At 61.0% G+C, this 1,589-nt stretch carries 2 protein-coding genes; both read left to right on the top strand.

Annotated features, from left to right (window positions below; genetic code table 11):
* Positions 1 to 217 precede the first annotated feature (217 nt).
* Positions 218 to 1,081 (top strand): hypothetical protein, encoded by an 864-nt coding sequence (locus AB4Z11_RS31195; protein WP_442029985.1) that lies wholly within the window; start codon positions 218 to 220, stop codon positions 1,079 to 1,081.
* A 20-nt stretch (positions 1,082 to 1,101) separates the two neighbouring features.
* A partial coding sequence (locus AB4Z11_RS31190; RefSeq protein ID WP_442029983.1) for a penicillin acylase family protein occupies positions 1,102 to 1,589 on the top strand: 488 nt, incomplete at its 3' end.

Below are 1,589 nucleotides of genomic sequence, written 5' to 3'. Positions count from 1 at the left end.
GCACGGCCTTGCGGCCAACGGATTTTAAGTCCGGTGTGTCTACCAATTTCACCATCGGGGCACAGAGCCCGCTATTATGACATGCTTGTTAGTTAACATCCAGAGCCGCCTTAGAGTGCGGAAGTTGAAATAGTGGCAATGGACCATCATTCAACTTGGGACTGTTCAGCGTTTGGTGTAGCATGCGGGTCGAAGAAATACGTCTGGAATCCCGAGCATGCAAATACAGATCAACGAAGTCCTGCGCGCTTATATTGACCCGCTGACCGAAGCCGAACACGAAGCCCTGGAGCGCAGCTTGCTGGCCGAAGGCTGCCGCGACGCGCTGGTTATGTGGAACGATGTGCTGGTGGACGGCCATAACCGCTACAGCATCTGCCAGAAACACGGCATCCCGTTCAAGGTCACGCAGAATACCCAATTCCAGAGCATCGAAGATGTGATGCTGTGGATGATTGATAACCATCTGGGCCGCCGCAGCGTGTCCGACTTCCAGCGCGGCGTGCTCGCGCTGCGCAAGAAGGACATTCTCGCCCAGCGCGCCGAGGAAGAAACCGCGCGTCTGAAGGCCGAAGACGCGGCGATCGCGCCGCCCGAGCCGACCGCGGAGGAAGTGGAAGCCGCGCCTGCGCCGAAAGTCCGCACTTCGCGTGAGGACATCGCGCGCGCTGCGCGAGTATCGAGCAACACGCTGACCCAGATCGAGAAGATCCAGAAGAGCGCCACGCCTGAACTGGTGGAAGCGGTGCGGGCTGGGACGATCTCGATCAACGCTGCCGCAACCGTTGCCTCGCTGCCCGCAGCGGACCAGGTCTCGGCGGTGCAGGGCGGACGCAAGTTCTTGCAGCAGGCGGCAAAAGAGATCCGCGAGCAGCGCGCCGCCAACCGCCCTGCGAAGCCGCCGAAAGAGGCGAGGGAGTCGGACGGCAGCGCGCCATGGGAGGGCGAGCGCACGATTCCGCTGAGCGAAGTGGAACAGCTGCGCAACGAAGTGGCGCAATTAAAAGAGAAGAATGCCGCGCTGCGGGCTGAAAACGCCGAGCTGCGCGAACGCATCGCGATGCTGGTAGACGCATCCTGATATAAAAACTTGGAGAGAGTATGCCCCGACTGAGTCCCGCGCTTGCCGCGCTTTGTGCCATTCCCGTTGCGGCAGTGGCCGCACCAGCTCCTGCGACCAGCCAGGTCGGCGCGGTCGAAGCGCTGCGCCTGCAAATGGTCGCCAAGCGCGTGACCATCATGCGCGACAAATGGGGCATCCCGCACATTTACGGCAAGACGGACGCGGACGCGGTCTTCGGCATGATCTACGCCCAGTCCGAGGATGACTTCCACCGCGTTGAAACGAACTTCATCAACGCCATGGGCCGCATGGCCGAAGTGGAGGGCGAGAAGGCACTGCCGCAGGATCTGCGCATGAAGCTCTTCATCGATCCGGAAGTGCTGAAGGCACAGTACAAAGCCAGCCCGGCGTGGCTGAAGAAGCTGATGGTGGCCTGGGCCGATGGCCTGAACTACTACCTGCACACGCATCCGCAGGTGAAGCCGCAGCTGCTCACTTATTTCGAACCGTGGATGGCGCTCAGCTT

This window comes from Pseudoduganella sp. RAF53_2, from assembly GCF_052113985.1.
In the GTDB taxonomy this organism is placed as follows: Bacteria; Pseudomonadota; Gammaproteobacteria; order Burkholderiales; family Burkholderiaceae_D; genus Rugamonas.
The sequence above is the reverse complement of the archived record's forward strand: the minus strand, read 5'-3'. Positions and strand labels throughout refer to the sequence as shown.

Excerpts from the sequence above, each read along its gene's own strand:
- AB4Z11_RS31195 (WP_442029985.1), top strand. The coding sequence starts at position 218 with ATGCAAATACAGATCAACGAAGTCCTGCGCGCTTATATTGACCCGCTG.